The following is a 14,204-nucleotide window of genomic DNA, read 5'->3' as shown; positions in this document are numbered from 1 at the left end:
AATTGTTTGTGATAGCTTCTTAAAGTGACTCATTGCCTACTCCTTCTACACTATCGTGGGAGCAACATCGTTGAAGTTGTAGCAATGAGTCGTTCACATCACAAAACCTATGAACTCTGACCTAGTGCTCTGTAAACCTTTACCTATCGGATCTTGTTCGCCCTTTTAGCACACTGACTTCGTTTCTCATTCAGTCACATATCGCTGCTATGCTCCTTCATTCGTGCCTCGCAGTGCACTAAAATTGCCGAACAATCTTTACGACATTTAAAGATTTACAGAGCACTAGGCCTAAGGCCAAGGATTTCCATACCGGCTTAAAGGTTTAGGAAACGGAATCAACCCCATAGTTCAATATCTCTTTGGGCTGGCCCTGGCGTCCCATGTATTTCTGCTGACAAAAGATATAACTGATGCTTCTTAAAGACTGAGCGACTTCATATCCAAGAGGTCTTTGTCGTACATACGATTACTTGAGCAACCTTCCCAACTGATTTACATCCGTTATCGAAGAAAAGTCCTCGCATAGGAATTCCCTCATGGTAAAATGATTTCGGTTCTTATCCTGCGCACCAACTCATTGCATGGGAGTATTTTTCGTTATTACATTTCAACTACCGGTCATTTGCATGTCCAAGCAGTTATCATTTATTGAATCCGAGCCTTTGCAGCAGCCTATTGATATCCCACTTGCGGAGCGTGTTCGCCCACAGGAAATCACCCAGATTGTTGGCCAGGAGAAACTCCTGCGCCCTGGTTCAATGCTCGAATCGATGATATCATCCGATAATTACAGCTCATTTATTCTCTGGGGACCTCCTGGAACCGGGAAAACCACTATTGCAAAACTCATCGAACTTACGACGACCCATTCGTTTTGCTCGTTGAGTGCAGTTCTCACGAAAATCGGTGAAGTTAAAACGCTGATGGAAGAGGCCAAAAACCGGCTCTTTCGAGAACAGAAAAAAACTCTGGTTTTTGTTGATGAAATTCATCGCTTCAACAAATCTCAGCAGGACGCATTTCTGCCATATGTAGAATCAGGAGCCATTGTGCTGATTGGGGCTACAACCGAAAATCCCTCGTTTGAGGTGATCAGCGCCCTGCTCTCCCGCTGTCATGTATTTGTGCTGGAATCCCTTGCAGCAGAAAACATACAGGAAATTCTGAAAAGAGCACTCAGTACAGTCCCGAAGGATCTCACTATTGATGAAGATGCCCTACAGATTTTGGCTGAAAAATCAGGTGGAGACGGCCGGAAAGCATTAAACAACCTGGAAATGGTTGCCCGCAGGATGAATCGGGGCGAGAAAATTTCTGCAGAGCAGGTGATGCAGGCAATCTCACAACGTTCAATGTTTTACGATAAACGCGGCGAAGAACACTTTAACCTCATATCCGCCTTTCAAAAATCTATCCGCGGCAGTGATCCTCAAGCAGCATTATACTGGCTTGCCAGGATGCTTGAAGCAGGCGAAGACCCGATGTATATAACCAGACGACTCGTACGTATCGCAACAGAAGATATCGGACTTGCCGACCCGCAGGCAATAACACAGGCGATGGCAATAAAAGACGCAGTCCATTTTCTCGGGATGCCCGAGGCCTCAACCGCGCTTACTCAGCTCACAATCTATCTGGCAACCGCACCTAAAAGCAACACCACTGAGGTGGCCTACTTCGCCGCACGCGATGACGCGCATGCTACAGGGCATCATAAAGTGCCTCTGCATATCTGCAATGCCCCGACAAAGCTCATGAAAGATCTCGGCTACAATAAAGGCTATAAGTACTCCCACGCATATAGCGACAATTACAGCTACCAAAAATATTTCCCCGATTCCATGGATGAGAAGACCTATTACTCGCCATCAGCTTTCGGATTTGAAAAAGAGATAAAAAAACGACTGGACTGGTGGGATAGTTTAAAACGAAAACAGCAGGATCAGGAAAAAGACAAAAAGTAATATGATTAGAAATCACTCCTAAGCTATGAAGTGTCAGGAGTGAGGTGTGAGGTGTGAGGTGTGAGGTGTGAGGTGTAAAAAAAAACTACCAAGCGGGCTTGAACATGAAAGTTTCTGTACGTTGCCGAGTTTTATCATGTCGATCCTGCTGATATCAGCACATACATCTCCACTACAAAATTGCCTCATTGCCAGATGCTAACTTTCAGCAAAAATCGGTACGTGCTACTTCAAGTCATAATCAAAAAATCATCCACTAAAAAATTACGTAATCCCTTCTCTCTTCAGTTCATTTTTGACGCTGTGAGCTATCTGATACATGGTATACGGTTTTTTCACGAAAGCACCCGCTCCAAGCTGCATAGTCAGCTTAACATCTTTGTTCTCTGCATAACCGCTCACAACAATCGCCTTCTGATCCGGATGAATCTTTAGAATGCGTTTATACGTTTCCAATCCGTTAATACCAGGCGGCATAAGCATATCGAGAATTACAAGGTCTACACGTTTATGTTCCAGGAATCGAACTGCATCTTCTCCTGAGCTGCTGACTTCGACCTCGTAACCAAAACGTTGCAGTATCCTTCCAGCTATATCGCGCTGCAGTGGCTCATCATCAATAACTAAAATCCTGCCTTCACCCTCCAGGTTCTCGACCTGGGACTGTTCTTCAGGGCAATTGACCACACCACCTTCATCTACAGGAAGGTAAATGGAGAACTCTGTCCCCTCATCGCTGCTACGTACTTCTATTCTACCATTGTGCTCATTAACTACATTCCAGACAACGGTCAAGCCAAGTCCGGTCCCACCCATTCTCATAACATTACGGGTATAGAACGGCTCAAATATATGTTTGATGTTTTCCTCAGGAATTTTCGGTCCAGTATTCTTCACTCGTATAACAGCGAGAGTATCTATCGTTTTTTGGCCGGAAGCAATCACTCCTCTCTGGCGCGTTTCAACAGCTGTCGAGATGGTTATTCTTCCGACATTATCAAATGATTTCATTGAATAACGGACAAGATTCATGATCACTTTGTGGATATGAATTTGAGAACACACAATAAACGAAGATTCATCAGAGAAGTATGACTCTACTTCTATATTTCCATCCGCTTCCATCAATTGGATAAATTCTGCAGATTGTAAAACGTCCACGATAACAGATTGCAGTTCCAGCCTTTTCCTGTCCTTTGCCACACCCTGCGTCAATGCCAGCAGGTCATCAACAATTGCCGCAGCTCTCCGACCGGAACCAAGGATAGTGTTGAGCGGCTCCTTCATTTCGCTCTCTTCTGGTAAAGAGGCAAGCAGCAACTCGGGGTAACTCACAATTCCTGCAAGAATATTATTCAGGTCATGTGCTACACCACTTGCAGTTGTGCCAACTGCAGCCATCTTTTCACTTTGCAGCAACTGCATCTGAGTGGCTTTAAGCTCATTAAGCGCCTCAACAAGCTGACGATTCTTCCATTCAAGATCTTCTACCAGCTTTGATTTTGTAATACTCAGCGCCTCGGCAGCCAGGTGATCACGTTCCGCCTGCTCTCTACGTTTTCGCTCAACAATATTAAACAATCTGATATCAAAAGCATGCAACCGGCCCAAATCATCACGGACTGAATATGCTGAAATAGAAACAGGAAAAGTACCACCATCTTTGCGCTTAATATCTATTTCGCGATCCAGTACCTGCTCTTCATACTCAAGCAATGATAGTAACTCGGCAAAAACAAGTGGCTCTGCACACATTTGGCAGCCAATATCACTTATCTGATCAATCATTTCCTCAACGGATTCATACCCGGTCATCGATGCCAGAGCAGGGTTAGCCTCAATTATTTTTCCATCATACGAAATGCGAAGAATACCTTCCAGTGCAGAGGTGAACAGCTGCCTGTAGCGCGCCTCAGCATTGGTAATATTTTGGAATGTGACAATCCTGTCAATTGCAACATTCACCATTCGTGACATGGTCGCTATAAAATCGCGATCAACGGTACCAAGGGGTTTATACCCAGCAGCTGCGGCAAAAGCTAATACCTGATAATTCTGTTCATTATCCGTCACAGGCAATGTAAATACTGTTTCCCTTACTCTGGGTGATAGACCAGCTGAGGACGCATCGTACCGTTTCACCGGAAGTTGCTGTTCAATAAGTTCTGCTGCCTGTGTAATTATATCTTCCTGGCTTTCTGCATGAGCAAATCCTTCAGCCGCCCGGTTCAGGATCTGAAGTTTACCGGTATAATGCTGGATTGTTGAGATCATTGCATTAACCTGAACCATCATAGACCCAATTTGATCCGCCGGTCCGCTGTCTTCTATCCGTGCAGAGAAATCTCCCTCTGCTATACGATGCATTACTGCTGATGTTTTCGTGACCCTTGGTACTATCATCCTGTTGACCACTATAGCTTCGCCAACTGTTATCAGAATAATCGCAACCAGAGCTCCAAGCAGAATTGCCAGCATGACCCGCCTTTTCAGACGCACTATCTCTTCGCCATTAATCCTGATATAAATGCTTCCGCTATACTCCCCGCCTGAAGTGAAAGGAGAAATTGAAGAGATAGTCCACTGCCCTTCCAAGTCTGTAAATTCTACCTGATGATGGCCTCTGGGATCGCCTAAAAATGCCTGCTGTTCATCAGTGTTGAGAAAATTGAGATATAATTTACCCTTTGCACCAGGATCTGCTATATGCGAAACTGTACCGTCTTTCTCAAAAATAAATGTTTCGAGGACTTCCAGTTTGAGCAGATCAGACAATGTCCCAAGATCGTCAACGCACGTAAAATTAAGTGCACCTTTAGAGATGAGGGAAGCTGGTGTTGTCAACTTCTCGGCAAGGTGATTATCGATTTCTGCAGCAAATCGGCTACTGAAATAGACCCCTATCAGAGTCAGGACTATGATCTGTATTACCAGAATGGAAATACTGATTTTAAGTGAGATATTATTGAAAATACGGCTCATTAGCCATACTCCGGGTTGATAACTTCGCGGGCCTTGAAAAATGAATACATCACAGCTCAACCCGTATAATTAAAAGGCCCAGTCATTTCATATTTAAGGCCTCACAATACTCCACATTGAGCCCTGAAAACGTTAGACCTAGCAGCCTCAACTCCTAACACAGGATAAGAATTCGAACTCACATGGAATAGTTATAATAATTTAATCAACTGTCCAGAAGACTCGCTCCTACCCTGCATCAATCATATTAAGCGACAGAAGATAACCGGACTATGATGAAATATGCAATAGAAGGAATACAATTTTCTGATTACCCCTAATTCTCAGCAATAAAAGGTGAAACATGAGGTACAAGAAGTTCAGCCTGAGGCGTAAAACCACCAAGAACTGAAAATGTATAATCACCTCAATTTAGTGCGGAATTGGCATCGCCTGCATCGGGTTACATATACACATGTGAGAGGTTGTAGTGAAAAAAATGTATACATATAGACGATCTAAGAAACAGAGGCAATCGGATACAATGTAATTAACAGAAGTCAAATAAAGAAGAGCTTTTGCTTTAACACAGAGGCCCCCCCGCCGGAAAATAGTAACCTGCGGGAGGGAAAAAGACAGACTATCGGGTACACTGCTCTACAAGATACATGATAGATTTGTATTGAATACCTGAATGCAGCGACAAACCAATCTCACATGTTCTACTATTTGAGTAGCCTGAGGTTGCTCCACCTTTCATTACAGCAGGTCGTAAATCTTTGAGAGCGGATGCGTTCAGTTCTGGAAAAGTAAACCCCCTGTCACCGGCAAAACCGCAACAACCTACCTTTTCAGGCACTACAACAGCGGTTGCACATTTCTCAGCAACGGCAACTAATTTTGGTGCAAGTCCAAGCTTTTCAAGCGAGCATGTCGTGTGTACTGTAATTGTCTCATCGAGACGATTGATATTAAGATGAGCAAGAACAAAATCATGAAGGAACTCAACCGGCTCATACATCTTCAACCGCTTGTCCATTACCTCACGCATTCTGTAGAGGCATGGGCTGGTATCACAGATTATCGGTACAAGACCGCCCCCTGATGCTTCAAGAAGCACCTGTTCCAACTCTGCAGCTTTTTCATCAGCCTGCCTGAAAGCACCTTTACTCTGAAAAGGAACGCCACAGCAGAGCTTCTCCATACCTTCAGGATAAATAATTCCATATCCTGCACGCTCCAGCACCTTCTCGGTAACCTCTGAAAGCAATCGCTGCTCTGAATCACGTCGTGCAGGTCCCATTGTCCTTGAAATACAACTCGGGAAATAAACTACCTGTCGTCCACCAGATCCAGCAACATTCGAATATGCGCGTTTAGGTGCTCGCTTCGGCATTTCAGGAGTCCATAACGGCAACCGGTTTCCGCTGACTTTACGAGCGGATTCAGCAACCTTTGTCATCGCAGAAGTTCCAAGTATCTTGTGTGCAATATCAGCTCCTTCCAATCCGAGCCGTACCATAGTTGTAACAGGACCGTAATTTCTGGCAACAACCCGGGCGAGAGTCTCACGGGCTGTCCCGGCAACTTCCATCCTTCTGAGTTCTTTGGTGAGATCCGCTGTATTAATCTCGACAGGGCACGCTGTTTTACATAAACCATCTGTTGCGCAGGTTGCATCGCCAAGATATTTGTAGCCATCAATCAGTGCCTTCAACCTGTCCGGATTACTTTTTGTGGCTTTCAGACGTGAAATTTCACGTTGTACGGTGATGCGCTGTCTCGGTGACAGCGTGATATCCCGTGATGGGCACATCGGTTCGCAAAATCCGCATTCTATACATTTATCAACAAGCGGATTAGTCTTCGCAAGCGGTTTGAGATTCTCCAGATGTGCCTGGGGATTTGTGTTAAGAATCACTCCCGGGTTAAGGAGGCCTTCGGGGTCAAACAATTTCTTGATGTTCTGCATCAGCGCATATGCTTCATGCCCCCATTCATATTCAACAAATGGTGCCATGTTCCTGCCTGTACCATGCTCTGCTTTTAGCGAGCCATCGTATTTGTCGACCACCATCGTGCAGACTTCCTGCATAAAATTACCGTAACGATCGATTTCCTCGTCTGTTGCAAAATCCTGAGTGAAGACAAAGTGAAGATTTCCCTCTAGTGCATGGCCGAAGATAATTGCATTGTGATATTGAAAATTCGCCATCACCTTTTGTAATTCCAGGGTCGCATCCGCAAGTTTTTCGATAGGAAAAGCTACATCTTCAATGATGACCGTTGTGCCCGTCTCACGTATTGCCCCAACTGCAGGAAATAATCCTTTTCTGATATTCCAGAGTTTGGTGTACTCACTCACCTTATCTGTAAATTCAAGTGGACGTACAAGTGAGATGTCGCTAAGTGAGTTGGAGATTATCTCAATCTGATTTACCAGCAGATCATGATCAGCTGCCCGTGTTTCAACCAGCAGGGCTGCAACCCCTTCATCGAGTTTTTTGAGATATTCCGGCATTCCGGCTTTACTTTCAACAGAGCGCAGAGCAGCCCGATCCATCAGTTCAACTGCCGCAACCGGCTGGCGCTTGAGAATCTCGGTCGCAATACATGCGTCTTTTATCGTATTAAACAATATGAGAGCACTCGCCTTATTGGCATATTCCTCAACAGTGTCATAGGTAATCTCGGAGATAAATGCGAGTGTTCCTTCGGAGCCAATTATCAAGTGAGTAATAATGTCAATTGGATCATCATAATCAATAAGAGCATTCAGGCTGTAGCCCGTAGTGTTTTTGATTTTGAACTTGTTGCGAATACGTTCAGAGAGTTTGGCATTACCTTTCACGTCATAAGACAAATTGGCAATTGCATCATATAAATCAGCTCTCTTTTCTTTAAACTGCTTACAGCTGTCAGGATCTGCAGTGTCCAGAAGCGTGCCATCCTGAAACAGGATGCGCATTGACGCGACAGTCTTATAACTATTCTGAGAAGTGCCACAGCACATGCCGCTGGCGTTATTCGCTGCAATGCCACCAATCATTGCAGCATTAATAGAAGCCGGATCAGGACCAATTTTTTTGCCAAAAGGTGCCAGGCAATTGTTCGCATGTTTGCCGATAACTCCAGGTTGCAGCCTAATCCGCCGACCATCCTCTTTAACTTCACGATCCTGCCAGAATGACCCTGCAATGATTAGTACAGAGTCTGAAATAGCCTGACCAGAAAGACTGGTGCCAGCAGCGCGAAATGTTACGGCAACCCCACACTCGCTTGCAGCTCTAAGAAGCAATGCAACTTCGTCTTCATCCTGCGCCTTTATAACAATCTGAGGAATCAATCTATAAAAGGAAGCATCAGTACCGAAAGCAAGAGTTCTCAGCGGGTCGGTTATAATTCTCTCTTCGTCTACATAACTCTCGATTTTTTGTATAAATCGCTGATACTCACCAGGTAAATGGCTACGTGTTGCAGGTGCGTTCATAAGGTACTCCCTCCTGGACGGGCTCCTCTTGTTCCATAGTTCAATGGACTGCAGAGCCATAGATTTTTCATCTTGTGGTGGGTACTTTTATGCAGGCAAAAAAAACGATATCATACTGTAAGCTGCTACACAGTCTAACGCTAAATAATGGGATACGATTGAGGAGTACCCAACCATCGACAACTCACAATATCTGCCTGAAACTAAAAAACAAAATTTCTTAGTTGCAAATAGTAAGTATTCTTAAAGAGTTTTGCCAGAAAAGAACGGAGGCTGACGAATTTTAACCAGCCATCAACCAGAAGCCCACCCCGATCATCAGGGTACCTGCAACACGATTCATCATTCTGACGTTTCCACTCTGCTTTAGAAATCGGCGTAAAGTCTTCCCTCCACCCGCATACAGGAGAAGACAAGCAAATTCGATTACCAGGATAATCAGAACTAATAATGACAATTGTGGTTTGAGCGGCAAATCACTGTCAATGAACGGTGGCAACAATGAAATCATAAATGCCCATCCCTTAGGGTTGGCAATTGCCGTAACAAACCCTTGAAGAATAAGGGTGAACCTGCTTACTTCAACAACCTCCCCCCCGACCTGCTGCAGCGCCATTTTACCCAGGGATCTCCAGAGTTGAATTCCGAGAAAGGTAAGATACGCACCACCACCAAACTTCAGACCGATGTAGATAAATGGATAATTCAGCATTACAGCTGCTACACCGATTACTGCGGCAATAGAAACAAGTGCCACTCCAACCAGTTCGCCGAGCATCATCCACATGGTGCGACGCACACCGATAGTCATACCGAGAGTAAGCGAAAGCGTCATGCACATTCCGGGTGTTGCAGAAACAAAAAGAAACGTTGGAATGAATAGTGACAACAAGGCTATATTGAAATGATGAACCACGTCTGGTCTCCAGAAATATTGATCAAAGTGTTTGTATAATAGGTAGAATCTGTACTACGTCATGCAAACAAACGTTATCCGACACCATGCATTGTAGCAAGGGCAAAACTCACCGACTATTGATAATCAGATACAATCGCGGTGTGACCCGCGTTTCACAATTTCTATTTTGCCCCAGACCGCCTAACACACTTTAGCACTCTTTTTTTCTTTATGTTTTTTGCAAATACCAGTATTATTCGGTCACATTCCCCGATGTACTCGATATACATACCTGCACATTCATGGTCATGGCTACGTGTAATGTATGTCGCGTAACTTTAGCTTCATTATAGATCGTTAATTTTGCATATTTTCTTATACAGGTAGGGTTGCTACTTGGTGTTTTTTGCAAACACAACAAAAGGACTGAGTCCTCATGCACACTTCCAGTCTAGGCAGGATGCTGGAAAATCGACAGATTTGGCAAAAAACGAAAAGATATTGGTAATAGGCAGTCCCTGGAGGCTGTCCGAGAATAGGTATTTGGTTCAAAATCGAGACATTAGCAAAAAACAAGCGCAGACATATATTTGATATTGCGAGCATTATTTTTTGATAATAACGAAGAGTTTGTAACAAAGGCCATTGTCGGACAGTCTCCTAGCCCGCTTCTGTGAAATCAGCGTATCCAAACTATTATATATGTGATTGTTCTATTTACGAATGAGGTAATATGGAAAATCGAAAACATCCACGGCTCGGGGATATTAATTATCTGGTTGATATTTCAGATGGTAGAGGATTTTTCTCAGGCTACATACACAACATTTCCAGGTTTGGCATGTGCCTTCAGGATATTCCGGGAAAGATCGACCATAACGTTCGACGCTTATCTCTGGTTATTACAAGCAAGGAAACGAATTTCAAAATGTCAGCCCGCATTAGATGGTCTCACAATGCAGGCTATACTAAAAATCTCGGCTTAGAACTCATTAACGCCCCCTGGAAGTGGACAGAATTCGTTATGGATAAAGAACCGGTTGTTGAACACGAAGAAGATCCATGGCCAGACATTTTCATCTCATAAACAGTATCTCCTCAACCCTGTGCACCTTCGATTTTTTTCTCCCTGGGTGTACAGGGTTTTCTCTTTTGGACAATACAATAAGATAATCTGCAGGGTATACAGCCTTCCCCCAGGCTGAAAACTCGTGAGACAATCCTGTTTTGTAATACTCTTCTAACGTATATTAAATCACTATTTCATTTGCCAATATCTTCATTCCATGATAGTAAATGCAAATGAATATCAATACTGAAAGCATCTTTTCCCCACCACTACTCTAACTTCCAAAATGATCACATGAACTATCTGTATGAAAAAATAACGTACATTTTTGACCCGCTCCACCATCTCTGGGAGCATGAAAAAATGTACCGTAAGATATCTGTAACACTGGTTATTTTTTTCCTTCTCAGTCTTATTACTATAGAAATGAAACGGCAGGGACTGCTGCCTGGAGCGTTTTTCAATTTTGTACCAACAAATCATTTCTACGCTATCTCTTACGCATTCACAGTAGTGCTGATACTCGAGGTGATAAGTCTCGTTTTTACACTGCCGTGCTCTTTTTCAAAATCCGTTGGTAAACAGTTTGAGATTCTCTCGCTTATCCTGCTCAGGAGTGCATTTAAAGAACTTTCGAAATTTCCTGAACCGCTCTCATTTGAAGGAAATCAGGATGCTATCCTCAGGATCATTTCAGATGGCTTTGGTGCACTATTGGTTTTCGCCCTCCTTGGCTATTATTATATAGTACAGGCTAAAAATGCTGAAGATGCTATGCGGCCGACCGATCTCTACGCCTTCGTTGCTGCCAAAAAAGGAATTGCTCTGGCTCTTTTAGCTACATTTTCGTATATGGGAATCAACAATTTGGTTTTGACAGTTCAAGGAACAAGTCATACAGATTTTCTTCATCAATTTTATACAGTTCTGATACTTACAGACATTTTGGTTGTTCTCATTTCACAATGCTTTCAACCTTCGTTTTATGCTGTATTTAGAAATTCGGGATTTGCTCTATCGACTCTCATCATACGTATCGCGCTTGCTGCACCAGCGTATTACAATGTGTTGCTCGGTCTTACAGCAGCCGTATTTGCGATCCTGCTCACCAAAACAAGCGGGACGTTATTTCGGAAAAGACGTTGAAATAGTTCAGGTAGTTTCCATCTTGAAACGTCAGCGGTTGGTTCAGGATCAAGGCGTGCATAAGGACTTAGGCCTTTAACCTCAGTCCTTTTATTGTATTTTCAAGGATCCCGAAGATAATCTGTAAAGCTGAGGTTTTGATTTATGGGTAATAGGCAGTCCCAGGAGACTGTCCGACAATGGCCTTTTGCCCAAACTCTTCGGAATTTTCAAAAAATAATGCTCGCAATATCATCTATATGGCTGTGCTTATTTTTGGGAAAAGTCTCGATTTTGACCAAAACTCCTATTCTCAGACAGCCTCCTGGGTAGGATTCACTTCCAGACGCCCGGAATCGAAGTCGAACATTCCGGGCATTTACCATCGGCCAAGCTGTTTTTCTCAATTGAGAAGCCACGCCTGCTCACAACCACCGACTTACAACCTGGGCATGAAGTGGATTCGCCGCCGCTTCCCGGTATGTTCCCCTCATAAACAAACTGCAATCCTGAATCTATTCCTATCTGATATGCCCTTTCAAGGATCTCTAGAGAGGTTCGTGGTGGTTCCAGCATTTTATGTGTCGGGTAGAATGCGGTGACATGCCAGGGGATTGTAACGTCTACATTCGCTATAAATTTTGCAAGGGCCTTAAGCTCTTCGGTTGAATCATTTTTCCCCGGGATCAGTAGCGTAGTAACTTCTACCCACACGCCCAACTCATGCATCAGTTGCACAGTATCAAGAACCGGTTGGAGGCGGGCACCACATATCTTTCTGTAAAAATCATCGCTGAACGACTTGATGTCGATATTAATTGCTGTAAGCACAGATGCCAGTTCTCTTGTAGCGGCACCACTCATATATCCATTTGAAACAAATATATTTTTCAGTCCATTCTCAACAGCCAGCACACTGCAGTCATAAGCGTACTCATAAAATATCGTCGGCTCAACATAGGTATAACTTATACTTCTGCAACCTGAGGAGACAGCTGATGCAACAATTTCCTCAGGACTGCGATCCTTACAAAACCTTGCGGGATCTTCTGTTCTTTCAACTTGTGAAATCGATGCATTTTGACAATGCAGACACCTGAAGTTACAGCCACGTGTAGAGATAGAATAGGATAGGGTTCCAGGCAGGATGTGAAAGAGAGGTTTCTTCTCGATGGGGTCTATATTCTCGGCAACAACTTTACCGTAAACACGAGAAAAAACCCTGCCGTCAATGTTCTCCCGAACTTTGCAGAGACCACGTTTCCCCTCGGTTATTTTACATTGATGAGAACAAAGATTGCACTGGACATACCCATCTTTCGAGGTACAGAACTTTGCTTTCCGCATAGCTTCTCACCTATAATAATCCCCATAGGTTGGCAGACGCAACTCAGCGCCTCCCCTAAGGGGTTTAAAAAACTCAAAACAGCTTGCACATTTAGGAGTATGGTATCTCAGGCCTGACGCAGCATACGTTCTTTTGCTGCCCGCAATACTTTAACCAGAACAGAATCCGTTCTGCCTCTGGCTATAGATGCAGCCGACCAGAGTGTTCGTTGGCCGGGATGCGGAATTTCAAGCTTTGGACTGGTCCGTCCTGTAAAACTGACAATACCCTCCATATGCCATCTTTTCATATCCCCCCTCCACGAATGGAATCTGATGTTGAAAAAAGTGCATGAAGACTATACCTGATTTTACCTTATCACAAAAACAACGGATCCGTCAATCAGTCAGGCTCATTCTTTTTCATCAACCTATACCGCATATCCATTTGGTATTGTTTTAAATGGATATCATCTGCTATGTTTTTTATGGTCCCATGACCAGTCAACGGGCCAACGTGAACAACATCGAAAAAACAGCACAATGCTTAGATATCAGCACCTACAGCGTTGACAATTAATCACATTTTCTGCTGCCAAACCCCGTCAATAAACAACTCGTGAGGACAAAACCTCTCCTTATAATTCATTGCCCGAACTTCCTTGATATAATATCCAAGATAAAGATATTCGATCTCATAATCACGACACATATCAATCAGGGTAAGAATGTTAAAGGTCCCGAGACTTCGTGCACTTTCATCAGGATCAAAATAGAAATAGACGGCATTCATCCAGTTATTTCCCATATCAATCACAGAACCGCCAACAAGACGCCCATCAATACGAAAATCAATCCGGATAGAATCCACAATGTTATTACAGAAGAAACCACCATAATACCCGTCAGCTGTATTAAACTCCTGCGGATATCGCGCTGACAGAAAACGATCGCAAAGGGCCATATGCTCCTTATCCATATCTACACTGCTGAGGCACACATCAATATCGGCATTTTTACTCCGCACACGCCGCTGATTACGGTTGGGCTTAAAATCAGCGGGTTTCATACGGATGGGAATACAGGCTGAGCATTGTCTGCAATGCATAGAGTAAAGACAATTGCCATTACGTCTATAGCCGGCAGCCAGAAACAGTTCCATCGCACGGTCATTGATCGGCCCGAACATCGCCTGGTAAAAACAGGCTATATACGGCAAACCGTAAGGGCATTCGGTATTAAGTTCAACGAAGTACCTGTCTACCCGGTTCTGGAGGGCAGCGAATTCCGCTGCACATATTTTGTCGTAATCTGTCGTCACGTTTTCCTTCATCCTTTCGTCATCGACAGTTGTAGATTTCATAGTAG

General features: G+C 43.8%; 9 protein-coding genes. 3 read left to right on the top strand and 6 right to left on the bottom strand.

Annotated features, from left to right (window positions below; all coding sequences use genetic code 11):
• Positions 1-629: 629 nt before the first annotated feature.
• On the top strand, positions 630-1,967 hold the full coding sequence (locus FCL46_RS03940) for a replication-associated recombination protein A (protein ID WP_136810012.1): 1,338 nt from the start codon (positions 630-632) through the stop codon (positions 1,965-1,967).
• Positions 1,968-2,231: 264 nt separating this feature from the next.
• Here FCL46_RS03940 and FCL46_RS03935 read toward each other — a convergent pair whose 3' ends face one another.
• The 3 genes from FCL46_RS03935 to FCL46_RS03925 all read right to left on the bottom strand — a co-directional run bounded on the left by FCL46_RS03935 (position 2,232) and on the right by FCL46_RS03925 (position 9,334).
• A complete protein-coding gene (locus FCL46_RS03935) occupies positions 2,232-4,949 on the bottom strand; it encodes a hybrid sensor histidine kinase/response regulator (RefSeq protein WP_136810013.1) in 2,718 nt (905 codons plus the stop codon).
• A 619-nt stretch (positions 4,950-5,568) separates the two neighbouring features.
• Entirely contained in the window at positions 5,569-8,418 is a 2,850-nt protein-coding gene (locus FCL46_RS03930; protein WP_136810014.1) for an FAD-binding and (Fe-S)-binding domain-containing protein, read from the bottom strand.
• A gap of 283 nt (positions 8,419-8,701) precedes the next feature.
• A complete protein-coding gene (locus tag FCL46_RS03925; protein ID WP_228723324.1) occupies positions 8,702-9,334 on the bottom strand; it encodes a LysE family translocator in 633 nt (210 codons plus the stop codon).
• 715 nt (positions 9,335-10,049) lie between these two features.
• Between FCL46_RS03925 and FCL46_RS03920 the strand changes: the two genes are divergently transcribed.
• Positions 10,050-10,403: a PilZ domain-containing protein gene (locus FCL46_RS03920; RefSeq protein ID WP_136810015.1), complete on the top strand. Its 354-nt coding sequence runs from the start codon at positions 10,050-10,052 to the stop codon at positions 10,401-10,403.
• Between the two features lie 345 nt (positions 10,404-10,748).
• Complete coding sequence (locus FCL46_RS03915; RefSeq protein ID WP_228723323.1) at positions 10,749-11,531, top strand: hypothetical protein; 783 nt, start codon at positions 10,749-10,751, stop codon at positions 11,529-11,531.
• A gap of 315 nt (positions 11,532-11,846) precedes the next feature.
• On the opposite strand, the gene amrS is transcribed toward FCL46_RS03915, so the two are convergent.
• The 3 genes from amrS to FCL46_RS03900 all read right to left on the bottom strand — a co-directional run bounded on the left by amrS (position 11,847) and on the right by FCL46_RS03900 (position 14,199).
• Positions 11,847-12,857 carry an AmmeMemoRadiSam system radical SAM enzyme gene (gene amrS, locus FCL46_RS03910; protein WP_136810017.1) on the bottom strand — a complete coding sequence of 337 codons (1,011 nt, stop codon included), beginning with the start codon at positions 12,855-12,857 and terminating at the stop codon, positions 11,847-11,849.
• Positions 12,858-12,964: 107 nt separating this feature from the next.
• Complete coding sequence (locus tag FCL46_RS03905; protein WP_136810018.1) at positions 12,965-13,147, bottom strand: hypothetical protein; 183 nt, start codon at positions 13,145-13,147, stop codon at positions 12,965-12,967.
• A gap of 269 nt (positions 13,148-13,416) precedes the next feature.
• The gene (locus FCL46_RS03900; protein ID WP_228723322.1) at positions 13,417-14,199 is read right to left on the bottom strand and encodes an arginyltransferase; all 783 of its coding nucleotides are present in this window, start codon (positions 14,197-14,199) and stop codon (positions 13,417-13,419) included.
• Positions 14,200-14,204: the final 5 nt, after the last annotated feature.

Origin of the sequence: Desulfosediminicola flagellatus, from assembly GCF_005116655.2 — a bacterium.
Classification (GTDB): Bacteria; Desulfobacterota; Desulfobulbia; order Desulfobulbales; family Desulfocapsaceae; genus Desulfopila; species Desulfopila flagellata.
This window is presented reverse-complemented; position numbering and strand designations above follow the sequence as displayed.